This window comes from Prevotella sp. FD3004 (assembly GCF_000746155.1).
GTDB lineage: Bacteria > Bacteroidota > Bacteroidia > Bacteroidales > Bacteroidaceae > Prevotella.
Genome location: NZ_KN050819.1, coordinates 439,375 through 462,185, shown reverse-complemented (window position 1 = coordinate 462,185; position 22,811 = coordinate 439,375). Strand labels below are relative to the sequence as shown.

Here is a 22,811-nt window from a genome sequence, read left to right as displayed (position 1 = left end):
TTTGTCTACGTGTGCAAAGGTACGAAAAATATTTGAGATATGCAAGAAAAAATGAAGATAATTTTCAAAGAAAATTATTTTTTTTCTGAAAAACTTTTTTCGCTCCCTTTTCTTGGTCGTCTGCGGAATATTTCATACCTTTGCGCCTAGAATTTTTTTTGCTGAATTAATCGGCCATAGTAAACTTAATTATCATTAATCAAAAAAAGTAGTGTAATACGATGAAGAAAAAGATTGTTTTCTTGCTGTCGTGGACTCTGATGTCCATGCAGTTGTGTGCACAGGTGAACCCGAAACCGGGTTTTGTTATCACGAACAATGGCGATACCATCAGGGGCGTCATTGATTTCCGTACAAACGAGCGACTGGCGAAGCAGTGCGACTTCTGGGCTGCCGGGGAGACGAAGGGCGAGACCTACAAGCCCGGCGACATCGAGGGATTCAGGTTCGACAACGGGGGAAAGTACTTCGTGACCCGTCGACTGAATGTGACGGGTACGCCCGAGCTCTACTTCGCCGAGTTCATGGTTCAGGGCATGATGAACCTGTATTGCGTCGCCTATAATCAGGACGAGTACTTCTTCTTTGAGAGAGAGGACGGCGAGATGGCGCAGCTCACCAAGCGTGCGTTCTTCACCTCAGCGTCGATCCATGAGCAGAGCAGCAGGGTGGAGGAGCAGCGTGAACAGTACGGAAAGGTCAAGCTGCTGCTGAAGGACTCGTGGAAGGCTGCCGAGGAGATAAAGGGCGACGATGTGTCGAGGAAACAGCTCGTGAACGCCGTGCGCGACTACCACAAGGACGTATGTACCGACGGCAGTTCGTGTATGGTGTATGAGTATAACGAGAAGTCGGATGGACCGAAGAACCATTTCAAGGCGATTGCGGGCTATTCGTACTATACGCACGAGCGTACCGCCTACCAGACACTGGAGGACGAGAACTACTCGGGCAGCACTTTCGAGGCGGGTCTGGGCTTCGAGACCGAGCTGGAGCGCGTGACGAAGGGCGGTGCCCTGGAACTGTGTGTCGTCTACTCGCCCCAGGCCAGCTTCAAGCATCACACGATGGTGCGCGGCGGACATGAGTCGTCGTACACGATATATAAGAAGGCCCGCTGCATGGGTTCGATAGGTCTGCTTAAGCGCTACGGCAAGGGCAAGATCGTTCCTCTCATCCGTGTCGGAGGCTTTTATGTGCTGCATCTCGGCAACAAGGAGGAGCGCTATTATATGTCGAAAAAGATCGTCGACAAGGACTGGGAACAGACAAACCACTTCGGCGCTTATATCGGCGGCGGCGTAGAGATGGCACTGGGCAAGCATGCGGCCCGACTGCATGCCGACCTGTTTAAGTCGCTGGAATCTTCAGGTAAAGGCAATATGATGAAGTTCGGTGTCACAGCCGAATACGTATTATAGAACAATTCGAAGCGTTTTTCGGGCGTCTGCGGACGCTTTCGGTCCCCCTCAGGCGGAGGGGGACTTTCTTTTATCGAAAACCTCACTCCGCTCCGTATAAAACTTAAGTCGCTGTCATACAGTCTTATACTGACTATCTCTAAACCTGAAACCTGTTGATTTGTTGCAGTTGTTGCAGTGTTGCAGTTAGGATTGAGTAGCGTAAAAAGTGGAAAGAGAATTCTATATATTATATATATTATATATATATATAAATATATAGACCTTTTTTTTAAGGCGCGGGAGCCTTCAGAACAACTGCAACACTGCAACACTGCAACACGTAAAAAAGAATTTCTGAAAAAGTGCGGAATTTTAAGATTTTAGCTGGCTAAAAATTTGGTGGTCTCATTTTTTTTTCGTACCTTTGCACAGTCTATGAGATACTTCATCACTTTCACTTATGACGGAACCAACTACCACGGTTGGCAGATACAGCCCAACGGGGTGTCGGTGCAGGAAAAGCTGCAATGGGCGCTCTCTACGCTTCTCCGCGAGGAGATCGGCGTGACGGGAGCAGGGCGCACCGATGCGGGAGTGCACGCCCGCATGATGGTGGCACACTTCGACACCGAGGCGAGGTTCGAGGCCGAGGAGGGCATCAACTGCGAACAGCTGGTGTATAAGCTGAACCGTCTGCTGCCACAGGACATCGCCGTAGAGAAGGCAGAGCCCGTGAGCGACGAGATGCACGCCAGGTTCTCGGCTAAGTGGCGGACGTATCACTATTACATCCACACACGGAAGAGCCCGTTTGAGCGAGCCTACAGCTGCGAGATGCACTATGAGCTCGACTTCGACAGGATGAACGAGGCGGGCAGGATCCTGACGGAATATGAGGACTTCGGAGCCTTCTGTAAGGCCGGGGCCGACGTGAAGACCACGCTCTGCAACGTGACGAAGGCCGAGTGGATACAGACATCGCCCACGACGTGGTATTTCGAGATCACGGCCAACCGCTTCCTGCGCAACATGGTGCGCGCCGTGGTGGGCACGCTGGTCGACGTGGGTCGCGGTAAGCTCTCGCTCAGCGACTTCAGGAAGGTGATCGAGGGCAAGAAGCGTTCGGATGCCGGTGAGAGCATGCCTGGCAACGCGCTGTTTTTGGAAAAGATTGTTTATTAGGATATGTGGCTGATATTAGCATTTATGTCGGCAGCTATGCTGGGCTGCTACGATTCGTTTAAGAAACATGCATTGAGAGACAACGCGGTGATTCCCGTACTGTTTCTGAACACCCTCTTCTCGAGTTTGATTTTCCTGCCGTTTATCGTGCTGAGCGGTACGACGACGGTGCTCGACGATACCCTTTTCCACACGGCCAGCGGGGGATGGGAGATGCACAAGTACATCGTGCTGAAGGCACTCATCGTGCTGTCGAGCTGGATACTGGGTTACTTCGGCATGAAGCACCTTCCGCTCACCATCGTGGGACCTATCAACGCCACGCGGCCGGTGATGGTGCTCGTGGGCGCACTGCTCTTCTTCGGTGAGCGACTGAACCTGTGGCAGTGGGTCGGTGTGATGCTGGCGGTGATATCGTTTCTGATGCTGAGCCGCAGCGGTAAGAAAGAGGGGATAGACTTCAAGCACGACCACTGGATATACATGATTGTGGGTGCAGCGATGCTGGGCGCCGTGAGCGGTCTCTACGACAAGTTCCTGATGGCGCCTGTGGAGAACGGCGGCGTGGGACTCGACCGTATGATGGTGCAGTCGTGGTATAACATCTACCAGTGTGCCATGATGGGTGTTATGCTGATGCTGCTGTGGTGGCCTAAGCACAAGGATACGACGCCGTTCCACTGGTCGTGGTCTATCCTGGGCGTGAGTGTGTTCCTGTCGACGGCCGATTTCATGTATTTCTACTCGCTGTCGCTGCCTGAGGCCATGATTTCCATCGTGTCGATGATTCGTCGCGGCAGTGTGATCGTGAGCTTCTTGTTTGGCGCGTGGTTCTTCCATGAGCGCAACCTCAAGGCTAAGGCGGTCGATCTCGCCCTCGTACTCCTCGGAATGGTGTTCCTCTACATCGGCAGCCGATAATTTTTTAGGCACGGATTACACGGATTCTTGGACGAGCCAAGCGGCAAGCCGAGCGAACGCGGATTATTTTTTTTAGGCACGGATTACACGGATTAACACGGATTATTTTTTTTAGGCACGAATTTCACGAATTCTTGGACGAGCCAAGCGGCAAGCCGAGCGAACACATAACTTTTTTTAAAGGCACGGATTACACGGATTAACACGGATTATTTTTTTTAGGCACGAATTTCACGAATTCTTGGACGAGCCAAGCGGCAAGCCGAGCGAACACGAATAAAATTTTAGGCACGGATTACACGGCTTAATATAATTAAGACACGGCTTTTAGCATTGCAACTAAGGCCGTTCCGCCTTAAAATCCGTGTAATCCGTGTAATCCGCGCCTAAAAAAATATCCGCGTTTTTTTTAAAAGCCGTGTAATCCGTGCCTAAAAATTATCCGCGCGTAAATCCGCGCCCAATAAACGCCGCCGCCTTAAAATCCGTGTAATCCGTGTAATCCGTGCCAAATAAAAAGCCGCGTCTTTTTTTAAAAAGCCGTGTAATCCGTGCCTAAAAAAATATCCGTGCTAATGTTTGGTAAGTTCGATTTTTTTGTTTATCTTTGTGGCCAAATTCAACATAAACTTAAACAATGAAAACAAGAGAAGAGAAGCCTAAGTACGTGAAGCCTGCAATGCGGGAGTACGAAATGAGACAGACACCACAGTTGCTGGTGGCCAGTAAACCAGACTACGACCCCGAGGAGTGGTAAACCAAAGTTATGAACCTAAAACAGGAGCACAATGAAAAGAAATCTTATCAATAGCCTGGTTGCTACATTCATAACTGCAGCCCTTGCACTGGGCACTCTGACAGCCTGCTCTGTCGACGATCTCCTGGGTCAGAAAACGATCGTGAAAGAGGCTCCCGTCTGCCGTATCACCCTTCCTGCATCCTTCGATAATGGTGCACAGACTCGCGCCGTGACCATCGGCGAAAAAAAAGCCAGGACCACGTTCGCAGAAACGGACGAAGTATATATGGTGATCGAGCATGACGGCGTCTATGCCATCGCCTATGATCCCGCCGAGAGAAAATGCGTCTCCATGACTGTTACGCCAGGTTCCAATCCCTCGGAAGCCACGCTCAGCGGTGCGCTGAAGTTCTACTATGACGATGGAGACAGAAACCCTATCGCTTTAACGCCGGCCGAGGGTGACGCCGTGTATCTGTTCTATAACATGCGCCTTCCTGATCTGAATCCGGCATATCTGAATTTCAACTATCTCTACCAGACCGGCAGCAAGGATCAGAAAGTCGCTTCTTACTGGGATTATCACTATGGCGCTACCTACCACGATTATGGGCAGGCCAAGATGAAGATTGCGGCGTTGGACGGTGATGATAGCGAGGGATACACGATGTCCCTTGTCCAGTTTGACGACCCGGACAAGAGCGACGTCACCTTCCAGAACGTCGGCTCCCTGTTCCGTCAGGAACTGACTTTTAAGGACAAGAATGGCGATTCCGTAACGCCCACGCTTACCCAATTCGTCGTCACGACGGCGGAGAACAATACCATTTATATGTATTATCCGCTCGCCTCCACCGAGGAGAATCGCTACATCAGAGGCCCCGTTGCCTTGGACCCCCATGACCTGTCGGATGATGGAAACATCTACTTCGCCATGATGTTCGTCGATGACATCAAGAACGAGACGTTGTACATAACGGCTGAAGATGAGGATGGCAATGTATATACGGCCTCCAAGGCCGCACCCGCCGGAGGCTTCGAGAACGGCAAATATTACTATGGCAAGTTAGAGCTGACCTGGCAGAAATGTAAGGCGCCTACCGTCACCGGCACCACTGTCAAGCCCCTCTATGGAAATTACGAGCTCACAGAGAATCCTGTCAACATCACCATCAGCGGCTACAGCGAAGAGTATGAATTCAAATTGGAAAACGGTCAGGGCGGCACCTTTACCCTTGACAACCTGACGGCTACCGGCTACATATTCATCAATCAGAAGCACATCTATCCGGATCCGCAGGGAGACGTCTCTCTGGTCCTGAAAGGTGACAACGCCATTAACGCCAACGCTTACTGGGGCATTCTGCTTTACGGCGGCCTCAAGATGAGCTGTATCGGAGCATCGGCTACGATCACGGTCACGACTACCGCGGATGGCATTTGTGGAATCTCGTGCTCCAATTATAGAAACGATGTCGATTACGACAATCCCGCATACAACCGCAATACGGACGAATCGGAGACGGACGTCACCGACCTGCTGGCCGCTCCCGGCTTCACCGTCACCCGCAGCGCGCCCACTAAAGCCTATGATTCTACCTACGGCCATGAAACCTACACCTACACCTACACCGTGGAGAATCACCTGGTGGATCTGAGCCAGCTCACCGGCAATTATGTGGCCCAGGACGGCGATTGGCTGACGGGAACCCTCGCGGGAGACTACAAGATCTCCGTCGCTGACGGCGCCACCGTGACGCTCTCGGGCATCACCATCAATGGCGGGAACGATTGGGACACGGATTGGGCAGGCATTACCTGCGAGGGCGACGCCACCCTGGTGCTGGCCGACGGCACGGATAATCTGGTGAGGCCTTTCCTTGGAAGTCGTGCTGCCATCAGCGTGCCCGACGGCAAAACGCTGACCATCCAGGGAAGCGGTTCGCTGACAGCGGACTCGCACAGCGATAGTGGAGGTTCGGCCGGCATTGGCGGCGACACCGAAAGTCACTACGGCAACATCGTCATCACCGGAGCTGCCAACGTGACGGCCTACGCTGGTCCCGGCTCTGCCGGCATCGGGAGCGGTGACACAGTACCTGAGTCTCCCGTTGTTGGCGGCGATATCACCATCAGTACTACTGGCACCGTCACTGCTTACGGCGGAGATAATGGTGCCGGCATCGGCGGAGGTATAAGTTCGTATTCGGCCGCTAGCCGTTGTGGTAATATTTTAATTACCAAAGGAACCATCGTGGCTACAGGTGGAACTAATTGTCCCGGTATCGGCGCAGGATATACTATTGATAGAATTAGTACATGCGGCACCATTACCATCACCGACGGCGTCACCAAAGTCACTGCCACAAGAGGTACTACTAATGATGTGGACGCTTGTTGCATCGGACCGAACAATTACAGATATTGCGGCACGGTTACCATCGGCGGAACGGTTTACTGGGGACCCGAAGACAGTGACCCCACCAGATACGAATTCAAGAACGGTGGCGAGTCCTATCTCAAGACGGACATGCTGATTTATGAGCCGTAATGATCCACAATCTTCTAGGCACAGATAATTTTCTAGGCACGGATTACACGGATTCTTGGACGAGCCAAGCGGCAAGCCGAGCGAACACGGATATATTTTTATAGGCACGGATTACACGGCTTAATATAATTAAGACACGGCTTTTAGCATGGCAACTAAGGCCGTTCCGCCTCAAAATCCGTGTAATCCGTGTAATCCGTGCCAAAATAAAAAGCCGCGTCTTTTTTTAAAAAGCCGTGTTAATCCGTGCCTTAAAAAAATCCGCCTCAAAATCCGTGTAATCCGTGTAATCCGTGCCAAAAAATATCTGCGCCGAAAACACTACGGACTATTTCTTGTCTTTGTGCTTGCGCTTCTTCTTGGTCGTGAAGAGGTCGCGCAGGCCGTTGAAATCCTTTTTCATGATGATACCGATGCCCTGAGTGTTCAGACTCGACTTGGTGAAATAACGGTCGTTGGTCTGGTTATACACCTTGAGCGCCAGGTTACCGTTGGGGTAGAGCAGGTATTGCACGTCGAAGTCGCCGATGAACGACGGGTTGGCCTGAGTCGCGTTGTCGCGATAGCCGAACTGTCCGTTGAAGAGCAGACGGTTGTTCAGCATGCGGCCGTTGATGATACCTTCGTACTCGGCGTTGTGCCAGCCCTCGTTACCCGTTGAGATGTTGGCGCCGAAGTTCCAGTTGTCGTTCTTGATAAACTGGTTGAGCAGCGAGTTGATCTGTGTGGAGAGCGTGCCCGAGAGGAAACTCTGCATGGCGAGCGACGTCTGGTCGGGGCGTTCGCTGCCCGTCGCGTTGTTGTTGGCACCCTGGTTATAGAATCGTCCGATGCCGAGCAGATAGACCACCTGCTGGTTCATCTCCTGCTGTCCGTTGATGACCGAGCGCACCATCTGCTGCTCGTCGGCATTCACGGTAGGCATCTCGATGTCGAAGTCAACCTGCGGGGCGTTAGGCTGTCCGCCGATGTTCATGAGACAGTTCACACGGATGCTGTTGTTGCTAAACGAGTTGCCGATGTTGAGGTCGGAGAGGCTCACGCCGTTGACGGTATAGACAGCCTGCAGGTTGAGCGCGGCATTATAGGGGTCGCCACCGAAGACGATAGTGCCGCCACGGTTGAACGTGAAGTTCTTCTTGATGATGTTCTGGATGGTGACGCCGTAAGTGCCGTGGTCGACGGTATAGGTGCCGAACATGTTGAACGGTCCCTTGTTGTGGAACGAGGCGCGGATGGCCCCTTCGCCGTTGAGCGTGATATAGTCCTTCGTACTCTCGTCCATCAGGAGGCGCAGCGTGGCATCGGGCGTACAGTTGATGAGGAAATTGATGTAGATATCGGTATCCGACACGCGGGAATACTGTGTGTGCGACTTGGTGGCAGTCGTGCCTGCAGGCTCTTCCCACTCAATGAACTCCTGCTTGGAGATAGCGTCGGGACTGGCGGCGTTGTAGACGAAGACGGAGCCTGGCTGTGGGGTGACGTTGCAGTCGATGGTCACGTCGTTCCGCCCGTGGATGGCCACATGGCCCGTGGCATAGACGGTGCCGTAGAACGTCGATTCGCCGAAGTCGGTGAAATCATAGCCCAGCAGGTTGTCGGCGTCGACGAAGATATCGTACGTCATATCAGTGAGATGCTTGTGGTGTACGCCGCCCGTGAGGATGCCCTGGTGGCCGTCGCGGTCGGTGACGGTCATGTTGTGCAGCATAATCTCGTCGGGAATCATGATGACGGTATCGTTGCGCAGCTGATAGGTGGTGTTGAGCGGGGTAACGGTGGCCTCACCGTCGACAACGAGCTGTCCTGTGAGGTTGATGTTGTCGAGCGTTCCTGCCACACGGGCCTCGCCGTTGGCCTGTCCCGTGATGCTGCTGAGGAACGAGCTGGTGAAGTTGTGCATGAACTCTATCGACGTGTTCTCGGCGCCGATGGCCAAGTCGATGGTGTTGTGTACGGGCGACACGAAGCCGTTGATGTGCGTCTTGGCCTCGGGACCGTCGTCGGCCACGGCGTGGATGTCGATCTGCTGGAGCTCCTGGTTCCATTCTGCCTTAGCGTGCAGCAGACCCATGCGGCCCTGTTCGAACTTGAAGTCCTCGACGGTGAGGTCGGCATTTGCGGCGAAACGCGAGAAGAGCGACGAGGCACAGGCACGGCCCGAAGCCTTTCCGCTGAACTCCACGCTGTGGAAGTTGACAAGGTCGAGGATATAGCCTACTTCGACTTCGTTCAGGTCGGCCACGAGCGAGTCGGAGGCATGTTTCGAGGCTGTTCCGTCGATGATGATGTGCTGTTGTCCGCGGTGTATGTTGAAATGGTCAACCAGCAGGTAGTTCTCGTGATAGAGAATGCTCGATGGCTCCATGTTCCAGCTGCTGTTATTAAGAATAATGTGTGAGGGCTGTACGCGGATATGGGCCTCTGCCTGGTTGTCGAGGTTGCGGTAAAGCTGCATGATGGTGTTCAGCTGTCCGCTCATGCGCTTCTCAGAGTCGTTGTTGTCCCACGAGAGCGAGGTGTTGAGGTTATTCTGACAGGCTCCCGCGTTTAACTTGACGCTCAGACGATGACCGTTGTCCATCAGTTTGTTGAGTTGTACGGCACACCTCATGGTGTCGGCTGGCGAGGTGATGCGGATAGAGCCGTCGGAGTAGCTGGCGCCGTTGAGCACGAAGCCGGGCAGGTCGCCGTCGAGATAGAGCTCACGGGTGAGGTCGTTGACGCGGGCCTGTAAGGCGACGGGCTGTCGCAGCGTGAGGTCGACGTTGAGGAAGCGGCGCAGCCAGTCGGTCTTGCTCAGAAGAAGTCGCAGACTGAAGTTGTTGTCGGTCTGACGGTTCAGCTTGGGCAGTCCGGGCAGGGTAGGCAGTCGGTGCCCGATGGCGTTGGCCACGCTCTGCGCCAGCGTGCTGTAGTCGAAGCGGCCTTTCAGCTCTGCGTCGGCAAAGTCGCTCTTCAGCGTGAGGAAATGTGTGCCCTCATCATAGCCGGAAGAGATGATGAGGTTGTCGAGGCGGTAGGCGGGCTGCTGCTCGGTGGCGCTGACAGAGAACTGACTGAGTCGCAGACTGCCCTGGGCATCGTTCAGCGTGCGGGCGGTGAAGTCGGCGTCGATGTCGGCTGTCATCACAGCGTCGCCGAACTGGCCGGTCAGCTTGAGCACGCCTGGGGCTATGTGGCCGATGCTGCCCTGTAGCTTCACGGTGTAGGGCTTGTGAGCGTTGGAATCGAGGATTTCATCAGTCAGTTCGCCTTCCAGATGGGCGCTGACGTTAGGGTCGTCGATGGAAAATGTTCCCGAGATGGCACCTCTGATGTAGCTGCCGTTAACGGCTATGTTGCTGTATTCGTAGTCGTTGAAGCCAAACTGCGGAATGGTTCCGTTGACGGTGATGTCGGGCTTCTGACCGTCGTGCAGCTGTCCGCTGACGGCTATCTTGGTGGCAAGACTGCCAAACTTGCTGTCGGCCAGCAGCTGGCGCAGACTGATGCCCTCGGTCGTGATGTTACCGCTGAATTCCTGAGCGGCATTCATGTCGAACCGCATGTCGATGTCGCCGGCACCAGAGCGGATCAGCGCTTTGAGGGCCGACATGCTGTGAGGATTGCGGTCGCAGAAACCGTTGACTTGCAGACTGCCCAGACGGGTGAGCTCGGAGGGCAACTGCGTGAAGGTCTTGGTGAGGAAGTCGAGACTGGTCTCAGCCAGACTGAGTCTGTCAATCTGAACGTGCCAGGCAGGCTGTTTGTCCCAGTCGCTCAACCACCCGTTTAATCGGATGTCGATATCCTTCTCTTGGGTTGAGACGAGCAGGTCGGGTATATTGATACGGCTGTCTGTCCCGGAGAAGGCTGTTTCAAGGGCGATAGGACGTTGGAAGTTCTTGAGTCGATGTTCGAAACATCTTAAATCTGATGGACTTATGCTAGTTTCGTTAATCTTTCCCTTGAAGTTCAGCGTACCAGGTTTAAGGCCCTTCTCGTCGAGCTGATAGCTGGCTTGGAGGGTGTCGATATGCAGCGTGCTGCTGGGCATCTGTAGCTGGAAATTGGCCAGACAGGCCTGTTGGCGACCGGCCTCCAGCTTAAAGGCGAGGCGTGAGAGTGTGAGGCCCGACTGCTCGCTGAATGCCAAACGCTTGACGTTGATGTTCAATGAGTCGTCGGTAAGCGTGCGCAGATTGATGTTCGCGTTGAAATCGCTCACCCGGAGATGGGATAAATTAAAGATTCCATCGGTCTTCGGCTGGTCGTTCTCGTCGTAGCTTACATACGTGTGGCGGATGATGAGCGAGTTGATGCGCAGATAGAGTGGTGTGTGACTTGTGGTGTCCTTAGACGCCAGAGAGTCGAGCACGAACTGGAAGTTGGGCTTCGTCTCGGCATGCTGACGGTATAATGAGAAACGGGCACCGAAAAGCTGGGCCGATGAAATGGATATTTTCCCTTCTATCAGCGGCGCGATGTCGATCTTGGCAGAAAGACGGGCTACACGAACCATCTCTTTCTTCTGCTGGTCGTAGATAAGTAAGTCGTCGATGATGACACGATTGAGGAAACCCAGATCGACGCGCCCCAATGAGACACGGGTACCCAACTTCTCCTCTACCGCATGGGCCACGATGGAGCCGATACGGCGTTGAGCAGCAGGTAAGTGGGACACGCCCATGAGCATCAGATTCAGACCTATGATGCCCCAAATCGTCCAGCTGACGAACCTTTTAAGTAATTTCACGAGGCAAAAATACGACAAATTATCGGTATTTCGGCATTTTTTTTGTATTTTTGTTTTTTATCTGCCTTTTTTTTAGTAATTTTGCCGTCGCTCTTGGCAAACTATTCAATCAAACTTTATATAAATGGCAAATGTAATTAAGTTACGCAAAGGCTTGGACATGAACCTAAAAGGGCAGGCTGAGGAGAAGAAAATCCAGCTGAAGTCAAATGGCAAGTATGCATTGGTGCCTGATGATTTCGAGGGTGTGACTCCGAAAGTCGTGGTCCGCGAGGGCGACAAGGTCAAGGCTGGTGATGCCTTGTTTGTTAACAAGCAGTATCCCGAAGTAAAGTTTGCCTCGCCAGTAAGCGGTACCGTCAGTGCCGTTGTGCGTGGTGAACGTAGAAAAGTACTCTGTGTAAAGGTGGATGCCGATGCCCAGCAGAGTTATGTGGATTTCGGCAAGAAAGAGGTTAGTAAGCTTGATGGTAAAGCCGTTGTTGATGCCCTTCTCGAAGCTGGTATCTTCGGTTATATCAATCAGTTACCTTATGCTGTCTCAACGAATCCTTCGGTAATGCCGAAGGCTATCTTCGTGTCGGCTCTTCGTGACAAGCCCCTGGCTGCTGACTTCGAATTTGAGGTGAAGGGTCAGGAGGAGGATTTCCAGACAGGACTCACAGCCCTCTCGAAGATTGCGAGAACCTATCTGGGCGTTGGCGTAGGCTCGTCGCTCGAAGGAATGGAGCATGTCGAGGTAAACGTGTTCGACGGTCCTTGTCCCGCAGGAAATGTCGGCGTACAGGTGAACCATATCGACCCAGTGAACAAGGGTGAGGTGGTATGGACTATCGGCGATCCTACGGTCGTTCTCTTTATCGGACGTCTGTTTAATAAAGGTCAGGTAGACCTGACACGTACTGTTGCACTCTGTGGTAGTGAGGTTAAGAATCCTGCCTATGTGGATATGCTTGTAGGCGAGGAACTCTCAACGCTGCTTTCAAACAGCTATGAGGCCGACCGCAGCGTAAGAATTATCAACGGTAACGTGTTGACAGGCATACCTACCACGAAGGAAGGTTTCCTGGGAGCCCACACCAGCGAGATCACTGTTATCCCTGAGGGTAACGACGCCGACGAGATGCTGGGATGGATTCTGCCTCGTTTCAAGCAGTTCTCTGTTAACCGCAGCTATTTCTCATGGCTCCTGGGTAAGAAGAAGGCTTATGCGCCCGATGCTCGTGTGAAGGGTGGTGAGCGCCACATGATTATGAGCGGTGAGTATGATAAGGTATTGCCGATGGATATTTATGGCGAGTATCTGATCAAGGCCATCATCGCTGGCGATATAGACCGTCAGGAGGCCCTTGGTATCTATGAGGTGGCTCCTGAGGACTTTGCCCTCGCTGAGTTCGTAGACAGCTCGAAGCTTGAATTGCAGCGCATCGTGCGTGAAGGACTGAATATCCTCCGTAAAGAGAATGCGTAAACGAAATAGTCAAATAGTCAAATACATATGAGCTTTTTAAGAAATTATCTCAATAAGATCAAGCCGAATTTCGAGGAGGGTGGCAAGCTTCATGCCTTCCGCTCGGTGTTCGACGGCTTTGAGACCTTCCTCTATGTGCCTAACGACACAGCGAAGGCTGGTGGCGTGAATATTCACGATTCCATCGACTCGAAGCGCATTATGAGTATGGTGGTGATCGCCCTGATGCCCGCCATGCTGTTTGGTATGTATAATATCGGCTACCAGAACTATGCTGCCGCCGGTACGCTCGCAAGCGCTTCGTTCTGCGAGATCTTTGCCTACGGCTTCCTGGCTGTCCTGCCAAAGATTCTGGTTAGCTACATCGTTGGTCTGGGCATCGAGTTTGCCTGGGCACAATGGAAGGGTGAGGAGATTCAGGAGGGTTACCTCGTTTCGGGTATCATCATCCCGCTGATCATTCCTATCGGCTGCCCGCTGTGGATGCTGGCTCTGGCCTGTGCCTTCTCGGTAATCTTCTGTAAGGAGATCTTCGGTGGTACAGGTATGAACATCTTCAACCCCGCTGTGGCTGCACGTATGTTCCTGTTCTTCGCTTATCCTTCGAAGATGACTGGCGATACCGTCTGGGTGGCTCAGAACTCTATCTTCGGTCTGGGTAACGACCTTCCCGACGGATTCACCGCTGCCACACCGCTCGGTCAGCTGGCACAGAACATCACACCCGATTCGTCGATCCTCGATATGGCCCTCGGATTCATCCCTGGTTCTATCGGTGAGACCAGCCTGATAGCTATCGCCATCGGTGCTGCTATCCTGCTGTGGACGGGTATCGCCTCTTGGCGTACCATGCTCAGCGTGTTCGTTGGCGGTATCGTGCTGGCTGTACTGTTCGAGCAGACTGGTCAGGGCATGACATGGTGGCATCACTTCGTAATGGGCGGTTTCGCTTTCGGTGCTGTGTTTATGGCTACCGACCCCGTCACCTCTTGTCGTACAACTACAGGACAGTATATCTACGGTTTCCTGATCGGTGCGATGGCCATCATCATCCGTGTGCTGAATGCCGGCTATCCCGAGGGTATGATGCTCGCCATATTCTTTGGTAATATGTTTGCTCCTACGATTGACCACTTCATCGTGGAGCGCAATATCTCGAAACGCTTAAAGAGAGGAGGCACCAAATGAAATTGAATACTAATAGCAATTCGTACATTATTATATATAGTGCGATTCTCGTAGTTATCGTGGCCTTCCTGCTGGCTTTCGTCTATCAGGCTCTGAAGCCTATGCAGGATGCTAACGTGGCACTCGATGTGAAGAAACAGATTCTCTACTCGCTCAACATCCGCGACCTTGACGGCGCTGAAGCTGAAGCCAAGTATGCCGAGGTGGTGAAGGAAGAAGCTGAGAAGGACGGTCAGAAGTATTATATGTGTGAGATCGACGGTGAGGATATCATCGTGGTTGCCCTGAAGGGTATGGGTCTCTGGGGCGGCATCAGCGGTTATATCTCTATCCATGGTGATGAGACGCCTACCGTCTATGGTGCTTACTTCAATCATGAGAGTGAGACCGCAGGTCTGGGTGCAGAGATTAAGGACTCTCAGGCCTGGCAGGAGAAGTTCATTGGCAAGAAAGTGTTTGTTGACGGCTCTGATACCCATGATGTGGCACTCTCTGTTGTCAAGAAGGTGGAAGATCCCACAACGCAGGTAGACTGTGTGACGGGTGCCACACTGACCTCTAATGGCGTGAACGATATGATTAAGGCTGGTCTGAAGGACGCAGGTAAGAATGCCGTTGAGCTCTTCTTTAAGATGATGTGCACCGCTCCTGCTGATTCCACAGTTGTTGAACCTAAAGCAGAGGAGGAGTAAACTATGGCATTATTCAGTAAACAAAATAAGGAGGTTTTTACAAACCCGTTGAACGTTGACCATCCAATTCTTGGTCAGGTGCTGGGTATATGCTCGGCGTTGGCTGTAACTTCACAGCTGAAACCTGCCATCGTGATGGGACTCGCCGTTACTGTGATTACCGCATTCTCAAACGTTATCATCTCAATCATCCGCAACACGATTCCTAACCGTATCCGTATTGTGGTCCAGCTGGTGGTTGTGGCTGCGCTCGTAACCATCGTGTCGCAGATTCTGAAGGCTTTCGCCTATGATGTGAGCGTTCAGCTGAGTGTGTATGTAGGTCTGATTATCACAAACTGTATCCTGATGGGTCGCCTCGAGGCGTTCGCCATGCAGAACAAGCCTTGGCCCTCTTTCCTCGATGGTGTAGGTAACGGTCTGGGCTACGCTATGATTCTGGTCATCGTTGGTGCCGTTCGTGAGTTGCTGGGACGCGGTTCGCTGCTCGGCTTCCAGCTCATCCCTGATGCCTGCTACGACTTCGGTTACGTTAACAACGGTATGATGACGATGCCCGCTATGGCGCTGATCCTCGTGGGTTGCGTGATTTGGGTTCATCGTGCTTACTTTTATAAGGAGAAATAAGATATGGAACACGCAATATCATTACTATTTAGATCGATTTTTGTCGACAACATGATCTTTGCCTTCTTCCTCGGCATGTGTTCCTACCTTGCCGTATCGAAGACTGTGAAGACGTCAATGGGTCTGGGACTCGCTGTGACCTTTGTGCTCACCGTGACTGTTCCTGTGAACTATCTGTTGCAGACCAAGGTGCTGGGCCCCGACTGCCTCGTTGAGGGAGTAGACCTGAGTTACCTCTCGTTTATTCTGTTCATCGCTGTGATTGCAGGTATGGTGCAGTTGGTTGAGATGACGGTAGAGAAATATAGCCCCTCGCTCTATGCTGCGCTGGGTATCTTCTTGCCGCTGATTGCTGTAAACTGCGCCATCATGGGTGCTTCGCTCTTCATGCAGCAGCGTATCCTGCTCGACCCAAGCAACTCTCAGGCTATCACCTCAGTATGGGATGCGGTGGTCTATGGCTTCGGTTCTGGTCTCGGTTGGACGCTCGCTATTGTGGCTATGGGTGCCATCCGTGAAAAGATGCAGTATTCAGATGTACCCAAGCCCTTGCAGGGTCTTGGCATAGTGTTTATCACCGTAGGCCTCATGGCTATGGCGATGATGTGTTTCTCTGGCTTAAATATTTAATTTGGTATGGCACAGTTTATAGCATATAGTATCGGGGTATTCCTCATCGTAATACTCTTGCTCGTGATTATCCTGTTGGTTGCTAAGAAGTATCTTTCGCCTTCAGGAAACGTGAATATTGAAATTAACGGTGATCGTACCATTTCTGTGGCTCAGGGTAACTCGCTGATGGCTACATTGAATGAGAATGGCGTATTCCTGCCTAGCGCATGCGGTGGAAAGGCTTCGTGCGGACAGTGTAAAGTTCAAGTGCTCGAAGGCGGTGGAGAGATTCTCGACTCTGAGAAGCCTCACTTCAGCCGTAAGGAAATCAAGGCTGGTTGGCGTCTGGGCTGTCAGTGTAAGGTGAAAGGTGATCTGAAGATTCATGTAGATGAAAGCATCCTTGGTGTAAAGGAATATGAGTGTACCGTTATCTCAAATAAGAATGTTGCTACGTTCATCAAGGAGTTTAAGGTACAGCTGCCTGCTGGCGCCCACATGGACTTCCTGCCTGGATCGTATGCACAGATTAAGATTCCTGCTTTCGACTGCATCGATTACGACAAGGACTTCGATAAGAGTTTGATTGGTGACGAGTATCTGTCCGCATGGGAGAAGTTCGGACTCTTCCCGCTGAAGTGTAAGAACCCAGAGCCGACAATCCGTGCTTACTCTATGGCCAACTATCCTGCCGAGGGTGATGTGTTCATGCTTACAGTCCGTATTGCAACGCCTCCGTTCAAACCTGATCGTAGCGGCTTCATGGAAGTAAATCCTGGTATCGCTTCGTCATACATCTTCTCGCTGAAACCAGGCGACAAGGTGATTATGAGTGGTCCGTTCGGTGATTTCCATCCTCACTTCGACTCAAAGAAGGAAATGATCTGGGTTGGCGGTGGTGCTGGTATGGCTCCTCTGCGTGCACAGATTATGCACATGACGAAGACACTGCATACTACCGATCGCGAGATGCACTACTTCTATGGTGCGCGTGCCTTGAACGAGGTATTCTATCTCGAGGATTTCCTCGGTCTGGAGAAGGAGTATCCTAACTTCCACTTCCATCTGGCACTTGACCGTCCAGACCCGGCAGCAGACGCAGCTGGCGTGAAATATACTCCAGGTTTCGTTCATCAGGTGATGCTCAACACATACCTGAAGGATCACGAAGCCCCAGAGGATGTGGAATACTACATGTGTGGTCCTGGTCCGATGTCGGCAGCAGTCGTATCGATGCTCGACTCGCTTGGCGTTGATCCGGAATCTATCATGTATGATAACTTCGGAGGATAATATACTCTGTAAAGATAAATCAGGTCCCTGCTCTTTCTCCTTTAAGAGCAGGGATTTTTCATAAACACAATAACTGAACTTCTTGTATTGTTATTTTTGGTAAAAAGTTTGCGTAGTTCGGGAATAATTCTTATCTTTGTGGCCAAATAGGCGTCAAACTAAATGTGAGCGAGATTACTCTATATTGCGTTACTGCAGTATTGGGCTCCAACTCAAATCATTTAAGAAAAACGGGTTGAAATGACACTGATTATTGTAATATTGTTGCTGTTGGGCTATGTGGTTATCGCCACAGGGCACATGACTGGTGTAAACAAGGCAGCTATCGCTATCTTCATCGGAACAGTCGGTTGGGTGGTATATGTCTGCTATGGAACAGACTTCGTCATGGCGCGTCACGCAGAAGATTACCTGAGCTATCTTGGAGATGGTAATCATTCAAGTGAAGCGGTGAAATATTACATATATAATAATGTGTTCTTATATTGGGTTGGTAGAGCCGCAAGTATCGTGATGTTTCTCTTGGCCACAATGGGCATCGTGGAGATACTGAATAACAATGGATGTTTTGACTTTATAACGAAGTGGATTCGTACCCGTAACTCGAAGCGACTGCTTTGGACTATTACCATTGCTACATTTATCCTGTCTGCCAATCTTGACAACCTGACTACAGCAACTATGATGCTGGTGATTATGCATTCCATCGTGCAGAATCGCCGTCAGCGTATGTTAATAGGTTCTGCTATCGTCTTGGCTGCTAACTGTGGGGGCTGTTTTACTGTGATAGGTGACCCTATAGGTCTCATCATGTGGGGCGATGGGGCTGTAACGGCTACAAATTTCACATCATACATGGCATTACCCGCTCTGCTGGCTTGGGTTATACCTACGATATTGATTAATAGAGAACTGCCGGAAAGACTTGACACACAATGGTCGCCTATGCCATATCGTGGCGATGATACCAACTTGAACTACTGGCAGCGTTTTGTGATGTTCATCGTAGGTCTCGGTGGGTTGTGGTTTATCCCGACTTTCCATATTATTACAAAACTGTCGCCTTTTCTTGGTGCACTGTGTGTGCTAAGTATTCTGTGGGTTGTTAATGAATTGTTTAACAGAAAACTGATGTCTGCAGATCAGATGTCTGAACATCGTTTCTTCCCTCGTGCATTGCAGTATGGATATATTCAGCAGATACTCTTTGTGATGGGTATCATGCTTGGTATGGGGGTTGTAACGGAAACGGGCGTGTTTGCCGACGTGGCAGTCTGGATAGATGAGAATATCCACAGTGTATGGATATTGGGTATCGTGTCAGGTCTGCTCAGCGGACTGGTGGATACGTTTACAATAGCAATCAGTAATCTTTCTCTCTATCCTGTGGCGGAAAGTGGCGCAGAGAGTGAGTATATTGCTCAATTTGTTACTAATGGAGATTATTGGAAGATTATTGCATATACAACGACGATTGGCGGTTGTATGTTGAGTGTCGGTTCTGTAAGCGGATTGGCATTGATGAAGATGGAACATATTAGACTTGGCTGGTATCTGAAGAATCTGACGCCGAAGGTCTTGGCAGGCGGACTGATAGGACTATTGGTGCTTTGGATGGAGTTGAATTTTATGTAAACTATTAATATAAGGGTAATATGACTAAGATTAGGACTATTGGTATTTTGACCTCAGGAGGCGATGCTCCCGGCATGAATGCTGCTATCAGAGCTGTGACGCGTGCAGGCATTTATAACGGATTTAACATCAAAGGAATCTATCGCGGCTATGACGGACTGATACATGATGAGGTTAAGACGTTTACAACAGAGAATGTATCCGGTATCGTTACCAGAGGTGGTACAATTCTGAAAACTGCACGTTCGAAGGAATTCATGACCCCTGAAGGCAAGCAGAAAGCTTACGAGACTTGTATAAAGGAAAAGATTGACGCATTGGTCGTTATTGGCGGTAATGGCTCTCTTACAGGAGCACGCGACTTTGGTATGGAGTTCGACTTCCCTGTGATTGGTCTGCCTGGAACAATCGACAACGACCTTTACGGTACTGACTCCACAATTGGATATGACACAACAATGAATACTATCATGGAGTGTGTGGATCGTATCCGTGATACGGCAAACTCTCATGAACGCATTTTCTTTGTTGAGGTAATGGGACGTGACGCGGGCTTCCTGGCTCAGAACTCTGCTATCGCTTGTGGTGCAGAAGCCGCTATTGTTCCTGAGGAGGCTACTGATGTAGACCAGTTGGCCCAGTTCATGGGGCGTGGTATCCGTAAGTCTAAGAAATCGTGTATTGTGATTGTGTCGGAGAGTCCGAAGTGTGGTGCGCTGTTTTATGCCGATCGCGTGAAGAAAGAATTCCCCGGATTCGATGTACGTGTATCGATTCTTGGCCATTTGCAGCGTGGTGGAACGCCTTCTGCCCGTGATCGTATTCTTGCGGCTACAACAGGTGTCGGCGCTATCGAGGCAATCAAGCAGGGACAGCGTAATGTGATGGTAGGTATTCGTAATAACGAGGTGGTATATGTTCCCTTCAGTGAATGTATCCGTACGGATAAGCGCTTTGATAAACGACTGATTAAGGTGCTTGACGAGTTAAGTATTTAAGGATAGATGGCAGAGATAAAGAAGATCGTCTTAACTGGTGGTCCTTGTGCTGGTAAGACGACGGCGTTGGTGAAGATTACAGAGTACTTCTCAGGGTTTGGTTATAAGGTCTTTAATGTCCCCGAGGTCCCAACGATCTATAGTACTGCAGGCTGGAACTATCTAACGCCTAACCGTGATCTGTATTTCGAAGGAGAGCGTGCTATTCTTACTACCCAGCTTGCTCTCGAGGATCAGTTTGCCAAATTGGCTGAGGTCTGTACGAAACCTGTCCTTATCGTCTGCGATCGTGGTACGATGGACATTTCTGCCTATATGAAGCCTGAAGAATGGGATACTATAACTGGTATGGCCGGGACTAGTCCCAGTGAGCTCCGGGAACGTTATGATGCTGTGCTCCATCTGGTGTCGGCTGCTGATGGTGCTGAACAGTATTATACCACTGCAACCAATGCTACTCGATACGAACAGGCCAATGAAGAGGGATTGCGCATAGCTCGCGAACTTGATAAGAAAGTGATTAGGGCTTGGACGGGACATCCTCATCTGCGTGTGATAAATAATCATGACGATTTTGATACCAAGTTGAATCGGGTACTGAAGGAGATCTCTACTGTCGTAGGACTGCCTCAGCCTGTACACGATGAACGCATCTTCCGTGTAGAGGTAATTGGTGAAATTCCAGAGTGCTCGGTGAGTGAGATTACTCAGACTTATCTTGTGGCTGAGCCTGGTTGTGAGATAAGACTTCGTCGTAGAGAATGGAGTGGGGGTAAGGTCGTGAATGTGCATCGGTCTAAGAAGCGCATTTCTGATAAGGAGATTATCGAGACAGAGCGTCAGGTGGATAATAACCTGTATGAGCAGATGCTCCAACAGGCCGACCCTTATCGTGCGACCATCAAGAAAAAACGTCAGAGTTTTATATGGAAAGGTCAGTTCTTTGAGATAGATTCTTTTCAATCGCCTGTTGATAACCTTATCATGATGGAGATGAAAGGTCTGAGCGAACAAGAGGAAGTGAATTTCCCGCCATTCATCAAGGTTTTGGAAGATGTAACAGGCAATAGTCAATATCTTAACTATAATATTGCGTTACGGAAATAATAGGGGCTTTTTTGTATAATAAATCTAAATTTCTTCTTTCATTCACAAGAAAATGAGTATTTTTGCAATCGGCTCTAATTAAGTTGAACAATAACAAGAAAAATAACTTAAATATTCACAGCTTATGTCACAAATTGTTGGACACATTTCTCAGATCATCGGTCCTGTTATCGATGTCTATTTCGATACCGAAGGACAAGATGCAGAGAAAGTGTTGCCTAAGATTTATGATGCCCTGAAGATTGACCGTGGTGACGGGCGTGACCTGATTGTCGAGGTGCAGCAGCATATCGGCGAGGATACGGTGCGCTGTGTGGCTATGGATAATACCGACGGACTGCATCGTGGATTGGAGGCAATTCCGCTGGGATCACCTATCGTGATGCCTGCCGGTGATCAGATTAAGGGTCGAATGCTGAACGTTATCGGACAGCCAATCGACGGTATGAAACAGCTCGACATGGAGGGGGCTTACCCTATTCATCGCGAGGCTCCTTCGTTTGAAGAACTTTCAACAAAGAAGGAGATTCTGGCAACGGGTATCAAGGTGATCGACCTACTGGAACCTTACATGAAGGGTGGTAAGATCGGACTCTTCGGTGGCGCTGGTGTAGGTAAAACGGTGCTTATTATGGAGTTAATCAACAACATCGCCAAGGGACATAATGGATTCTCTGTATTTGCCGGTGTTGGTGAGCGTACTCGTGAAGGTAATGATTTGATTCGCGAAATGATCGAGTCTGGTGTTATCCGTTATGGTGAGAAATTCCGTGAGGCAATGGATCAGGGAAAGTGGGATTTGAGTCTCGTTGATCCAGAAGAACTGAAGAAGAGTCAAGCCACATTGGTGTATGGCCAGATGAATGAGCCTCCTGGGGCACGTGCCTCAGTGGCCTTGTCAGGTCTGACTGTAGCCGAGGGATTCCGCGATGGTGGCGGCAAAGACGGCGGTGCAGCCGATATTCTGTTCTTTATCGACAATATCTTCCGTTTCACTCAGGCTGGATCAGAGGTGTCGGCTCTATTGGGTCGTATGCCGTCAGCCGTAGGTTATCAGCCCACACTGGCGTCGGAGATGGGATCGATGCAGGAGCGTATTACTTCTACAAAAACTGGTTCTATCACTTCTGTACAGGCTGTATATGTGCCTGCCGACGACTTGACCGACCCTGCTCCTGCCACGACGTTCACACACCTTGATGCTACAACAGTGCTTGATCGTAAGATTGCAGAGTTAGGTATCTATCCTGCTGTAGACCCGTTAGGCTCTACTTCACGTATTCTCGATCCGCTTATCGTGGGTAAGGCTCACTACGATTGTGCTCAAAGGGTGAAAGAGATTCTGCAGCGCTATAAGGAACTTCAGGATATCATTGCTATTTTGGGTATGGATGAACTTTCAGATGAGGACAAACTGACAGTGAACCGTGCACGTCGTGTGCAGCGTTTCCTCTCTCAGCCGTTTGCTGTGGCTTCTCAGTTTACTGGTCTGCCTGGCGTAATGGTTCCCATCGAAGAAACTATCAAGGGATTCAATGCTATTCTGGATGGTGAAGTCGACGACCTGCCTGAGCAGGCGTTCCTCAATGTGGGTACCATCGAAGATGCTAAGGAGAAAGCTAAGAAACTTCTGGAAGCAGCTAAAGGATAA

At 50.7% G+C, this 22,811-nt stretch carries 15 protein-coding genes; 14 read left to right on the top strand and 1 reads right to left on the bottom strand.

Annotation, left to right across the window (positions count from 1 at the left end):
* The first annotated feature begins 221 nt into the window (after window positions 1-221).
* The 4 genes from T325_RS08945 to T325_RS08930 all read left to right on the top strand — a co-directional run bounded on the left by T325_RS08945 (window position 222) and on the right by T325_RS08930 (window position 6,796).
* Window positions 222-1,421 (top strand): hypothetical protein, encoded by a 1,200-nt coding sequence (locus T325_RS08945; protein WP_036912634.1) that lies wholly within the window; start codon window positions 222-224, stop codon window positions 1,419-1,421.
* Window positions 1,422-1,838: 417 nt separating this feature from the next.
* On the top strand, window positions 1,839-2,585 hold the full coding sequence (gene truA / locus T325_RS08940) for a tRNA pseudouridine(38-40) synthase TruA (RefSeq protein ID WP_036912631.1): 747 nt from the start codon (window positions 1,839-1,841) through the stop codon (window positions 2,583-2,585).
* A gap of 3 nt (window positions 2,586-2,588) precedes the next feature.
* On the top strand, window positions 2,589-3,506 hold the full coding sequence (locus tag T325_RS08935) for a DMT family transporter (RefSeq protein ID WP_036912628.1): 918 nt from the start codon (window positions 2,589-2,591) through the stop codon (window positions 3,504-3,506).
* 788 nt (window positions 3,507-4,294) lie between these two features.
* The gene (locus T325_RS08930; RefSeq protein WP_036912625.1) at window positions 4,295-6,796 is read left to right on the top strand and encodes a hypothetical protein; all 2,502 of its coding nucleotides are present in this window, start codon (window positions 4,295-4,297) and stop codon (window positions 6,794-6,796) included.
* A gap of 328 nt (window positions 6,797-7,124) precedes the next feature.
* Here T325_RS08930 and T325_RS08925 read toward each other — a convergent pair whose 3' ends face one another.
* Entirely contained in the window at window positions 7,125-11,537 is a 4,413-nt protein-coding gene (locus T325_RS08925; protein WP_051949825.1) for a translocation/assembly module TamB domain-containing protein, read from the bottom strand.
* Window positions 11,538-11,661: 124 nt separating this feature from the next.
* Between T325_RS08925 and T325_RS08920 the strand changes: the two genes are divergently transcribed.
* The 10 genes from T325_RS08920 (at window position 11,662) to atpD (ending at window position 22,811) form a co-directional block, all read left to right on the top strand.
* Complete coding sequence (locus T325_RS08920) at window positions 11,662-13,008, top strand: Na(+)-translocating NADH-quinone reductase subunit A (protein ID WP_036912614.1); 1,347 nt, start codon at window positions 11,662-11,664, stop codon at window positions 13,006-13,008.
* 27 nt (window positions 13,009-13,035) lie between these two features.
* A complete protein-coding gene (locus T325_RS08915; protein ID WP_036912611.1) occupies window positions 13,036-14,196 on the top strand; it encodes an NADH:ubiquinone reductase (Na(+)-transporting) subunit B in 1,161 nt (386 codons plus the stop codon).
* Between the two features lie 2 nt (window positions 14,197-14,198).
* Entirely contained in the window at window positions 14,199-14,888 is a 690-nt protein-coding gene (locus T325_RS08910; RefSeq protein ID WP_081911175.1) for an FMN-binding protein, read from the top strand.
* A 3-nt stretch (window positions 14,889-14,891) separates the two neighbouring features.
* Window positions 14,892-15,515 carry an NADH:ubiquinone reductase (Na(+)-transporting) subunit D gene (locus T325_RS08905; protein ID WP_036912608.1) on the top strand — a complete coding sequence of 208 codons (624 nt, stop codon included), beginning with the start codon at window positions 14,892-14,894 and terminating at the stop codon, window positions 15,513-15,515.
* Window positions 15,516-15,518: 3 nt separating this feature from the next.
* Entirely contained in the window at window positions 15,519-16,145 is a 627-nt protein-coding gene (gene nqrE / locus T325_RS08900; protein WP_036912607.1) for an NADH:ubiquinone reductase (Na(+)-transporting) subunit E, read from the top strand.
* Window positions 16,146-16,151: 6 nt separating this feature from the next.
* On the top strand, window positions 16,152-17,420 hold the full coding sequence (nqrF, locus tag T325_RS08895) for an NADH:ubiquinone reductase (Na(+)-transporting) subunit F (protein ID WP_036912604.1): 1,269 nt from the start codon (window positions 16,152-16,154) through the stop codon (window positions 17,418-17,420).
* Between the two features lie 240 nt (window positions 17,421-17,660).
* Window positions 17,661-19,055 carry an SLC13 family permease gene (locus T325_RS08890; protein ID WP_036912601.1) on the top strand — a complete coding sequence of 465 codons (1,395 nt, stop codon included), beginning with the start codon at window positions 17,661-17,663 and terminating at the stop codon, window positions 19,053-19,055.
* A gap of 20 nt (window positions 19,056-19,075) precedes the next feature.
* Window positions 19,076-20,053 carry a 6-phosphofructokinase gene (gene pfkA, locus T325_RS08885; RefSeq protein WP_036912598.1) on the top strand — a complete coding sequence of 326 codons (978 nt, stop codon included), beginning with the start codon at window positions 19,076-19,078 and terminating at the stop codon, window positions 20,051-20,053.
* Window positions 20,054-20,059: 6 nt separating this feature from the next.
* On the top strand, window positions 20,060-21,160 hold the full coding sequence (locus T325_RS08880) for an AAA family ATPase (protein ID WP_036912595.1): 1,101 nt from the start codon (window positions 20,060-20,062) through the stop codon (window positions 21,158-21,160).
* A gap of 124 nt (window positions 21,161-21,284) precedes the next feature.
* Window positions 21,285-22,811, top strand: a complete 1,527-nt coding sequence (atpD, locus tag T325_RS08875) for a F0F1 ATP synthase subunit beta (protein ID WP_036912593.1) — start codon at window positions 21,285-21,287, stop codon at window positions 22,809-22,811.

Coding starts and splice junctions, on each gene's coding strand:
- T325_RS08945 (WP_036912634.1), top strand. CDS start 222: ATGAAGAAAAAGATTGTTTTCTTGCTGTCGTGGACTCTGATGTCCATG.
- truA (WP_036912631.1), top strand. CDS start 1,839: ATGAGATACTTCATCACTTTCACTTATGACGGAACCAACTACCACGGT.
- T325_RS08935 (WP_036912628.1), top strand. CDS start 2,589: ATGTGGCTGATATTAGCATTTATGTCGGCAGCTATGCTGGGCTGCTAC.
- T325_RS08930 (WP_036912625.1), top strand. CDS start 4,295: ATGAAAAGAAATCTTATCAATAGCCTGGTTGCTACATTCATAACTGCA.
- T325_RS08920 (WP_036912614.1), top strand. CDS start 11,662: ATGGCAAATGTAATTAAGTTACGCAAAGGCTTGGACATGAACCTAAAA.
- T325_RS08915 (WP_036912611.1), top strand. CDS start 13,036: ATGAGCTTTTTAAGAAATTATCTCAATAAGATCAAGCCGAATTTCGAG.
- T325_RS08905 (WP_036912608.1), top strand. CDS start 14,892: ATGGCATTATTCAGTAAACAAAATAAGGAGGTTTTTACAAACCCGTTG.
- nqrE (WP_036912607.1), top strand. CDS start 15,519: ATGGAACACGCAATATCATTACTATTTAGATCGATTTTTGTCGACAAC.
- nqrF (WP_036912604.1), top strand. CDS start 16,152: ATGGCACAGTTTATAGCATATAGTATCGGGGTATTCCTCATCGTAATA.
- T325_RS08890 (WP_036912601.1), top strand. CDS start 17,661: ATGACACTGATTATTGTAATATTGTTGCTGTTGGGCTATGTGGTTATC.
- pfkA (WP_036912598.1), top strand. CDS start 19,076: ATGACTAAGATTAGGACTATTGGTATTTTGACCTCAGGAGGCGATGCT.
- T325_RS08880 (WP_036912595.1), top strand. CDS start 20,060: ATGGCAGAGATAAAGAAGATCGTCTTAACTGGTGGTCCTTGTGCTGGT.
- atpD (WP_036912593.1), top strand. CDS start 21,285: ATGTCACAAATTGTTGGACACATTTCTCAGATCATCGGTCCTGTTATC.